The following is an 8,717-nucleotide window of genomic DNA, read 5'->3' on the forward strand; positions in this document are numbered from 1 at the left end:
GTGCCTCGCGCATCAGCGCGAAACCACAAGCCAGAATCCACCCGCTTACTTGATCACAAGCCGTTGCAGGCCCGAATCCCTCGGCGACTGGAACCCAACCGAGGCCGCCCATGAACGAATCCCAAACCGGCGACCTGTTCGATTCCGAGCCGACCAAAGCCGCAAAAACGCCGCCACAGCCGAATACCGAACCGCTCCTAGACCCGCGAGCGCTCGCCGAAGACGCGAACCTTTCCGATCTCGACCTGGCGCTCGCCCACTGGGCCCGCCGCCACGGCGCGGACCGACTCGTCGCCCGCGCCTTCGCGCTCGCGAGCTGGGCCGTGGCCCAGGGCCATACCTGTCTGGCGCTGGATCAAATCCCCACGGCGTTGATGAGCGCCGCGAATCAGGCCGAACTACCCGGCGCGCTCGCCGCCAGCGATCTCGTAACCGTGCTTGACGACGAACCCGCGCCCGACGACACGCCGACCCGCCCGCTGGTCCTTGAAGGCGGCCGGCTGTATCTGCAGCGTTACCACGCCTACGAAACCAAACTGGCCGAACGCCTCCGCGAGCTGATGGCCGCCGAGCCAACCCCGGTAAACGTCGACGCGCTCAAACCCGGCAACGGCCTGTTCGCAGCCGATGCCGCCAACCCGAACGCCACCAACTGGCAGGCCGTCGCCGCATTCGCCGCCCTGCGCCACCGCTTCACCGTGATTTCCGGCGGGCCGGGCACGGGCAAGACCTACACCATCGTGCGCCTGCTGCGCGTGCTCATCGAAGCCGCGCTCGGCCAAGACGAAACACCGCCGCTCGTCGCGCTGGCCGCGCCCACCGGCAAGGCCGCCGCGCGCATGGTCGAATCTGTCCGCAAGGGCCTCGACGACATGAGCGCGGACGCGACCTTCGACAAGCAACGCATCGAAGAACACGTGCCCCAGAACGCGCGCACGCTGCATCGCCTGCTCGGCCTGGGCGGCGCGACCACGCGGCCGCGCTTCAACGCCGACAACCCGTTGCCCTACGACGTGGTGATCGTCGACGAAGCCTCGATGGTCGACTTGCCCATGATGGCCAAGCTGGCGGACGCCATCCGCAACGACGCCCGGCTCGTCCTGCTCGGCGACCGCTACCAGCTCGCCTCGGTGGAATCCGGCTCCGTGCTCGCGGAGATCTGCGCCAACGCCCGCGTGAACCGCTTCACCGCAAATCAGCGGGCCGCTGCGGGCGACCTATTGCGCGAAGCGCCCGACCCGGCCACGCAACCGCTGGCCGATCATGTCGTCACGCTACAAACCAGCCGCCGCTTCAACGCCCACAGCACCATCGGGCGCCTTGCCGCGGCCGTGAACGCCGGCGATATCGAGGCCGTACAAGCGCTGCTCCACGCCGGCCACGACGACCTTGTCTATCACGATCGGGCGGACGCCGCCGCACTCAACACACTCATGGATCGCCTCGCCGAGAATTACGCGGGGCTTTGCGAAGCCGGTAATCCAACGACCGCCCTTGCCCAGCTCGGCAAGCAATGCGTGCTCACCGCCGTACGCCAGGGCCCCGCGGGCAGCGAAACCCTCAACGCCGGTATCACCGAACGCCTGGCCCGGCGCTTCGACTTCAACGCCGCCAATGCCTGGTACCACGGCCGCCCGGTCATGGTTAGACGAAATGACTACCGCACGGGTCTTTTTAACGGCGACGTGGGTGTTGCACTCTGCAACGAGTCCGGACAGATCCGTGTCTGGTTCGAGGGGGACAACGGCTTGCGTGCATTCTTGCCTAGCGCACTACCCGCGCACGACACCGTGTATGCGATGACGATTCACAAGAGTCAGGGGTCGGAGTTTGATTACGTGACGCTCGTGCTGCCGGATTACGACGTGCCGGTTTTGACTCAGGAGTTGTTTTATACGGGGTTGACCCGGGGGCGGGAGCAGTTATCGATTTACTCGCAACGAAACGCGCTTGAGAAAACCGTTACTTGTCGCGTCTTGAGAGTATCGGCGTTAGCAGAGCGCATCGCCCAACCTCGCGAAAAGTAATCCATTGGCGTACTATTCTCGCATGCAGACCGTAGCCGAGACGCCGGAGTTCTCGCGCAAGATTCGCAAGTTGATCGGCGATGCTGACTACCAAGCGCTGATCGCGTATCTGGCAGAACATCCAAAAGCCGGCGACCTCATGCGAGGCACCGGCGGCATACGAAAGCTTCGATGGGCTCGCGACGGATCCGGCAAAAGCGGTGGCGTTCGTGTCGTCTACTACTTTCACGACGAACGCATACCCCTTTATCTGCTCACGATTTTCGGCAAGAACGAAAAGGCCAATATCTCTCAAGCTGAACGCAACGCACTTGCTCAGCTTGTCGCGCTGCTCACCAGGGCAGCAGGAGTCTAGACATGAGTGACGCGTTTGAAAGTATCAAGGCCGGTCTCGAGCAGGCGATCGCGCATCAAGCGAATAAGCCGAACGAGGTCATCGTTCATGAAATGTCGGCTACAGACGTTAAGGCCGTGCGCGATAAGGTGGGCATGACCCAGCGCGAGTTCGCTGCTTCGTTCGGTATCAGTCTCGGGACATTGCGGCATTGGGAGCGTGGGGATCGACAGCCGCACGGCCCGGCTCGGGTTTTGCTCAATGTGCTTGATCGGCGGCCCGATGCTGTACTCGGCGCGCTTACGGAGTCCAATGTCATTGCGGCGGCGCACGATGCAAGACCTGACCCCAACTAGTTATGCGAATTCCATCGGCACATAGGGCACGTCGACGCCGATGCGGACATGATCGCCGCGCGCCTGGGCGACGCCGACGGTGGCCAGGATCAGCGCGCCGGCGAGCAGCGCGGTGAGCGTTCGGTTCATGATGAGCTCCCTTGGTTGGACGAGATTGGATGTGATTCGGTTGGCGGCACGCGTGGCCTGCAGCATTCGCTCCGGCGGCCTGCCATGGGTACGGCGCCATCTTGCCCAGTTGCCGGATGCGCGCGCAAAGAACGGTGCTCAGGCCGCCGGCTGGCGGTGGCGCAGCAGCCGGCGTTCGAGCGTCCGGAAGACTGCGAGAATCGCGAAGGTCAGCCCCATATAGATCAGCGCCACGCAGATGAAGGCCGGGAACGGGGTATAGAAGCGGGCATAGACGAAATATGCGGCGCCGGTCAGATCCATGATGGTGACCGCGCTGGCGATCGCGCTCGCGTGCAGCATGAAGATGACCTCGTTGCCGTAGGCGGGCAGCGCGCGCCGGAAGGCGCTCGGCAGCACGATCCGGCGATAGGCCCGGGCGCTCGACATGCCGTAGGCGCGCGCGGCTTCCAGTTCGCCGCGCGGCGTCGCCCTGATGGCGCCGTGGAATATCTCGGTGGTGTAGGCCGCGGTGTTGAGCGTGAACGCGAACAGCGCGGGGTAGACTGGATCCTCGATGAAGAACCACAGCCAGCTGTCCTGCACGCCGGGTACGAAGGCGAAGCCGTAGTAGGCGAGATAGAGCTGAATGAGCAGCGGCGTGCCGCGGAATATATAGGTATAGACCCAGACCGGTCCGGACAGCCACCAGCGCCGGCTGGAGCGCACGATCGCCAGCGGCACCGCCATCATCAGGCCGATGATCAGCGATACGAACACCAGATCCACGGTGTTGACCAGCCCCGTCCAGTAACGCGCGAGCGTGGCCGGCGTGAAGATATCGTTGGCCGACAGCCAGGGCGCGACGTGGGCGAGCCATTGTTCCATGCGCCGCGCTCCTAGTGCTCGAAGCCGGTGTCGTAGCGTCGCTTGAGCCACAGCATCGCCAGTTCGGACACCGTGGTCATCGCGAGATAGCCGACCGCGACCGGCAGCATGAACAGGAACGGCTCGTGGGTGGCCTTGGTCGCCTTGTCCGCCACGCGCACCATGTCGGTGAGACCGATGATGGAGACCAGGGCGGTGCTTTTGAGCAGCACCTGCCAGTTGTTGCCGAGTCCCGGCAGGGCATGGCGCATCATCAGCGGAAACCGGATGCGCTTGAACGTGCGCCAGGGCGACATGCCGTAGGCGCGCGCGGCCTCCATCTGCCCTTCGTCGACGGCCATGAAGGCGCCACGAAACGTCTCGGCCATGTAGGCGCCGTAGATCACGCCGAGCGTGGTCACGCCCGCGATGAACGGATTGATATTGATGAATATATCGATATCGAACAACGCGTAGAGCTGGTCGGTGACCATGTTCACGCCGATCTGGCCGCCGTAGAACAGCAGCATCATCAGCACCAGGTCGGGCACCCCGCGGATCAGCGTGGTATAGGTCGTGGCCACGCCGGCCGCGCCGCGCGAGCGCGACAGCCGCGCGCTCGCCGCGATCAGGCCGAGCACGAGCGCGAGCGCCAGCGACAGGATCGCCAGCTCGAAGGTCAGCCAGGCTCCGCTGAGCAGGCGCGGGCCGTAGCCGTGAAAGTCGATCCAGAGCACGCCGGCGACGTCAGAAGCGGGGCGCCAGAAACCGGCGCAGCCGGGCCGAACTCGGCGAGCCCAGCACCTCGGCCGGCTTGCCCGCTTCCTCGACGCGACCCTCGTGGAGATACAGCACCTGGCTCGAGACATCGCGGGCGAAATCCATCTCGTGGGTCACCACGATCATGGTGCGGCCTTCCTCGGCGAGTTCGCGCATCACCCGCAGCACGTCGCCGACCAGTTCCGGGTCGAGCGCCGAGGTGGGCTCGTCGAACAGCATCACCTCCGGCTCCATCGCCAGGGCCCGCGCGATCGCGCCGCGCTGCTGCTGGCCGCCCGACAGCTGGGCCGGGAAATGCGCGGCATGGCTGGCCAGGCCGACGCGTTCGAGCAGGGCCAAGCCGCGTTCGCGCGCCTCGCGTTTCTTGACGCCCAGCACGTGGACCGGCGCCTCGATCACGTTCTGCAACAGCGTCAGGTGCGCCCAGAGATTGAAGTTCTGAAACACCATGGACAGGCGCGCGCGGATACGCTCGACCTGCTTCCAGTCCGCCGGTGTGCGCCCGCGCTTGGTCTCGCGAAACGCGATCGCCTCGCCGTGGACGGTGATATCGCCCGCGTCCGGCTGCTCCAGCAGATTCATGCAGCGCAGAAACGTGCTCTTGCCCGAGCCCGAGGCCCCGATCAGCGAGATCACGTCGCCCTGATGCGCCGTCAGCGACAGCCCCTTGAGCACCTCGTTGTCACCGAAACGCTTGTGCAGATCGTCGACGACGAGCGGGATGGGAGCGTCGGGCATGAATCGGTGGTCCGGTGTCGGCGAAAACGTCTCGGCAGCGTCGGCGCCCCAGTCTAGCAAGGCCGGCGCCGACCCGCGCCGGGCAGCGGGCGCTAGCCGAGCACCGCCCGGGCGCGCTCGATGGTGGTGGTATCGGTGGCGTACGCCTCGAAGAAGATCTTGGCGAGTACGCTGACCAGTTCCGACTGATCCGACGTGGCGCGCTCGCCCAACGGCAGCACGATCGCCTCCATGATCGCGATGAACGCCCGCGCGATCTCCTTCGGCGGCGCGTTCTGCTTGAGCCGGCCGGCGGCCTGGGCTTCGACCACGTAAGCCTCGACGACGTCGCGCGCGCGCGTCTCGAAGTGCTTGAGCACCTCGCGGGCGTCGGTGACGTCGGCCGTGTTCGGCCGTAGCCAGTAGCCGCCGATGCCGTCGGCTACGCGCTCGTCGGTGCTCAGGTTCTGCAGGCCCCGGAACAGAAGAATCACGCGTTCGAGCGCGTCGTCGGCCGTGCCGGCCGTGTCCAGCACATGGGCCTCGAACAGCGCCACGAGCTGGGTCATGCAGTCGGCATAGAGCGCCTGCTTGCCGGCGAAGTGGCCGTACATCGCCGATTTCGTCAGTCCGGCCGCCTGGGCGATGGTCAGCAGCGACACGCCGTCATAGCCGAACTGGCCGAACAGACGGAACGATACGCGTCGCAGATGCGCATGGGTGTCCCCCGTTTCCGAAACCGGTCGGCGCGCCATGGATGACCCCTCGAGAGCGAGCGCCGGATCATAGCATTCGATGATTTGAACGATCGGTCGTTCAATTGTAGACTTTGTGATGCTCGACAACACCAATATCCAAACAACGAGCTGACGGAGGATTCCCATGAGCGTCAATGCCGCCGACCTGAACACGCCCCACGATGGCAAGCGCTATCTCTGGCTATGGGGCATCATCGTCGCCTTCCTGCCGCTGATCGGCGGCGGCCTCGCGGCCGCGACCGGCTGGTCGGCGATGTGGTTCTTCGCGCCGTTCTTCCTCTACGTGCTGGTGCCGATCGCCGACTTCGCGGTCGGCAAGGACACCACGAACCCGGACGAGGGCGCGCTCGCCGCGCTCGAGTCGGACCCGTACTACCGCTGGTGCACGTACCTGTTCATTCCGGTGCAGTACGTGGTGACCGTGTGGGCGGCCTGGCTGGTGGGCAGCGGCACGCTCGGCGCGGTCGCGCTGGTGGGCCTGACCTGGTCGATGGCCATCCTGTCGGGCGTGGCCATCAACACCGCGCACGAACTCGGTCACAAGAAGCCGTCCGTCGAACGCTGGCTGTCCAAGATCGCGCTCGCCCCGGTGGCCTACGGTCATTTCTTCGTCGAGCACAACAAGGGCCATCATCGGCATGTCGCCACGCCGGAGGATCCGGCCAGTGCGCGCATGGGCGAATCCTTCTATGCCTTTCTGCCGCGCACCATGATCGGCAGCCTGCGCTCGGCCTGGCGCATCGAGCGCGAGCGCCTCGAACGCCGCGGCGCCTCGGTCTGGAGCTGGCAGAACGACAATCTCCAGGCCTGGGCCATGACGGTCGTGCTGTTCGCGGCGCTGACCGCAGCGTTCGGCTGGGTGGTGCTGCCGTTTCTGCTGATCCAGGCGTTCATCGGCGCGAGCCTGCTCGAGGTCGTGAACTATCTGGAACACTACGGCCTGTTGCGGCAGAAGACCGCGGACGGGCGCTACGAACGCTGTCAGCCGCGTCATTCCTGGAACAACAATCACATCGTGACGAACGTGCTGCTCTATCACCTGCAGCGCCATTCCGATCACCACGCCCATCCGACGCGCCGCTACCAGGCGCTGCGGCATTTCGACGATGCGCCGCAGCTGCCCACCGGCTATGCCGGCATGATCGTGCTGGCCTACCTTCCGCCGCTGTGGTATCGGGTCATGGATCCGCGCGTGGTCGCCCACCACGACGGCGATATCCGCTTCGCCAACCTGCAGCCGGGCAAGCGCGACGCGCTCCTGCGCCGCTATCCGCCGCCGGCGGACGCCGATGCGCGCGCCGCTGACGCCAACGCGACGCCGGGCGAGACCGAAGCCGGCGCAGCCGACCTGGCCCGGGCCTCGCGTTTCGAATGCGTCGAATGCGGCTTCGTCTACGACGAGACCGAAGGCTGCCCGAGCGAGGGTTTCGAACCCGGCACCGCCTGGTCACGCATTCCCGACGACTGGGCCTGCCCGCGCTGCGCGGTGCGCGAGAAACAGGATTTCGTGCCTCTGAGCGCATAGACGAAAACATCCCGGCCGTGGCGTCAACGCCGCGGCCGGGGTGCATCGCCACCGGCGTCTATTCCGCCAGCGTCTCGCCCGAACCGCCCATCTCGGCCGGAAAATCCCGGTACTTGGGCAGGCCGTCGTGGATGTGCAGCACCGTCTCCTGATAGTTCACGTGTGCTTCCGGCTTGAACGGGAAGTCGCTCAGCACACCGGCGAATACGTCCACCAGCTCCAGCCCCGGATGCTCGGCGAAGACGTGTCCGCCGCAGTGTGAACACCACTTGCGATAAGTGTTCTCGGTCTTGTGGTAGGTCTGGATGGCGTCCTCGCCCTGGGTGATCGTCAGCGCCTCCGGCTTCCACAACGTAAAGGCGTTGACCGGCCCGGCCGACCAGTGCCGGCAGGACTCGCAGTGGCAATAACCCACCGCCACCGGACTGCCGGTGAGGGTGAACTGCGTAAACAATAGGGGACAGACCACGGTTTCCTATCTGCCGCGACTATCATCCCGCCTCATTCTTAGGCTGTCCCGGTTAACCTCGCGTGACCCGTCGCTTCAAAGCCCGGGCGGCGGCCATACACGAAGCCGTGTTAGTATTGCGCGAGCGCGCTGCGATTATCTGCGAGCGTTACGAACGCGTAAGGCGCCCGACCCACCGGCTGGCGCTGCAGTAAACTACAACAACCAAGGGAGAACCACATGACCGCGATCACCGCCTTGATGGCGTTCGTACTCTGGACCATCGTGCTGGCGCTGAGCTATGCGACCTATCGCGTACCCGTGATCCTGGCCGGCCGCCAGCGCGCGGACCACTGGGAACGCAACAGCAGCGATGCCGTCGACGATCCGCCGATACTCCAGCGTTCCAAAGCCGCGCACATGAACTGCGTGGAAAATCTGCCGTTGTTCGCGGCAGTGGTGCTGGCCGGCGTGGCCAGCGGCCAGAGTGCGGTCGTGGACGCCCTGGCGGCCTACGTGTTTTATGCGCGCTTGGTACAAAGCATCGCCCATCTGATCGGCACATCGTTCGTGTTGATCTCGGTGCGGGCGACGTTCTTTTTGATCCAGATCGGGTTGATCGCTTATATGGCGTTGACCCTGATGGGTTGACGCTGACCAGAGAAGCTGAGGGTCAGATACCCTCTTGAGTTTCAAGTCCCGCCATTGGTATTTCAGTCCGAAACGGCTGTCCTGATTTGATGACGCCATAGATCAGATGCACGAGCTTTCGCATGCTCGCGCCGACGATCGCCTTC

11 protein-coding genes are annotated in these 8,717 nt (G+C 65.0%); 5 read left to right on the forward strand and 6 right to left on the reverse strand.

Annotated features, from left to right (window positions below; all coding sequences use genetic code 11):
* Positions 1-110: 110 nt before the first annotated feature.
* From recD to J7355_RS14485, 3 genes are read left to right on the forward strand one after another with little or no spacing between them, the layout of a single operon-like run.
* Positions 111-2,027, forward strand: a complete 1,917-nt coding sequence (recD, locus tag J7355_RS14475; protein ID WP_209063909.1) for an exodeoxyribonuclease V subunit alpha — start codon at positions 111-113, stop codon at positions 2,025-2,027.
* A 22-nt stretch (positions 2,028-2,049) separates the two neighbouring features.
* Positions 2,050-2,382 carry a type II toxin-antitoxin system RelE/ParE family toxin gene (locus J7355_RS14480; protein ID WP_209063910.1) on the forward strand — a complete coding sequence of 111 codons (333 nt, stop codon included), beginning with the start codon at positions 2,050-2,052 and terminating at the stop codon, positions 2,380-2,382.
* 2 nt (positions 2,383-2,384) lie between these two features.
* Positions 2,385-2,717, forward strand: coding sequence for a helix-turn-helix domain-containing protein (locus tag J7355_RS14485; protein ID WP_209063912.1), 333 nt, complete (start codon positions 2,385-2,387; stop codon positions 2,715-2,717).
* Here J7355_RS14485 and J7355_RS17915 read toward each other — a convergent pair whose 3' ends face one another.
* From J7355_RS17915 to J7355_RS14505, 5 genes are all read right to left on the reverse strand, one after another.
* The gene (locus J7355_RS17915) at positions 2,718-2,846 is read right to left on the reverse strand and encodes a hypothetical protein (RefSeq protein ID WP_280637627.1); all 129 of its coding nucleotides are present in this window, start codon (positions 2,844-2,846) and stop codon (positions 2,718-2,720) included. It abuts the gene before it with no gap.
* A gap of 138 nt (positions 2,847-2,984) precedes the next feature.
* Entirely contained in the window at positions 2,985-3,713 is a 729-nt protein-coding gene (locus J7355_RS14490; protein WP_209063914.1) for an ABC transporter permease, read from the reverse strand.
* An 11-nt stretch (positions 3,714-3,724) separates the two neighbouring features.
* Positions 3,725-4,429: an ABC transporter permease gene (locus tag J7355_RS14495; protein ID WP_209063937.1), complete on the reverse strand. Its 705-nt coding sequence runs from the start codon at positions 4,427-4,429 to the stop codon at positions 3,725-3,727.
* Between the two features lie 10 nt (positions 4,430-4,439).
* Positions 4,440-5,210 carry an ATP-binding cassette domain-containing protein gene (locus J7355_RS14500; RefSeq protein ID WP_209063916.1) on the reverse strand — a complete coding sequence of 257 codons (771 nt, stop codon included), beginning with the start codon at positions 5,208-5,210 and terminating at the stop codon, positions 4,440-4,442.
* Between the two features lie 92 nt (positions 5,211-5,302).
* A complete protein-coding gene (locus J7355_RS14505) occupies positions 5,303-5,944 on the reverse strand; it encodes a TetR/AcrR family transcriptional regulator (protein ID WP_209063918.1) in 642 nt (213 codons plus the stop codon).
* A gap of 127 nt (positions 5,945-6,071) precedes the next feature.
* On the opposite strand from J7355_RS14505, the gene J7355_RS18065 reads away from it, so the two are divergent.
* Positions 6,072-7,472, forward strand: a complete 1,401-nt coding sequence (locus tag J7355_RS18065; protein ID WP_209063920.1) for a fatty acid desaturase — start codon at positions 6,072-6,074, stop codon at positions 7,470-7,472.
* A gap of 58 nt (positions 7,473-7,530) precedes the next feature.
* On the opposite strand, the gene J7355_RS14515 is transcribed toward J7355_RS18065, so the two are convergent.
* Positions 7,531-7,941 carry a GFA family protein gene (locus J7355_RS14515; RefSeq protein WP_209063922.1) on the reverse strand — a complete coding sequence of 137 codons (411 nt, stop codon included), beginning with the start codon at positions 7,939-7,941 and terminating at the stop codon, positions 7,531-7,533.
* Between the two features lie 219 nt (positions 7,942-8,160).
* Here J7355_RS14515 and J7355_RS14520 point away from each other — a divergent pair, with 219 nt between their 5' ends.
* Positions 8,161-8,571, forward strand: a complete 411-nt coding sequence (locus J7355_RS14520) for an MAPEG family protein (protein ID WP_209063925.1) — start codon at positions 8,161-8,163, stop codon at positions 8,569-8,571.
* The last annotated feature ends 146 nt before the right edge of the window (positions 8,572-8,717 follow it).

The sequence above is a fragment of the Endozoicomonas sp. G2_2 genome, assembly GCF_017744135.1.
Taxonomy (GTDB): domain Bacteria; phylum Pseudomonadota; class Gammaproteobacteria; order Nevskiales; family Salinisphaeraceae; genus Salinisphaera.